This window comes from Staphylococcus pasteuri, assembly GCF_030547725.1.
Taxonomy (GTDB): Bacteria; Bacillota; Bacilli; order Staphylococcales; family Staphylococcaceae; genus Staphylococcus; species Staphylococcus pasteuri.
In genome coordinates, this window is record NZ_JAUOQO010000583.1 from 1 (window position 1) to 254 (window position 254).

Annotated in this window: 1 protein-coding gene; it reads right to left on the bottom strand. The window is 53.9% G+C overall.

Annotated elements, in window-relative coordinates; genetic code table 11:
• The coding region (locus Q4528_RS14805) for a hypothetical protein (protein WP_303522427.1) at positions 1–254 on the bottom strand (254 nt) is incomplete at both ends.

The window sequence follows — 254 nt, forward strand, 5'->3', positions numbered from 1 at the left end:
TCCAAAGCGTCATCGCTGGCCAACAACTCACGAAGCACCGGGGCATTTGGCAGCGGCCTCTCGACATGAAGAACCTGACCACCGCCATCTCGAAAAGTGCGGATACGGCTTCTAATGTCACGAGCCGCAAGTAACAATTCGGCTTCCGGCAACGTGAATACCTCAAGCTCGACATCCCTAACTCGCTCGTGTCCCAGACCAATGCCGTGGTAGCTATCGTCGTACTTACGCAACTCCATCAGCTTCATGTAAAC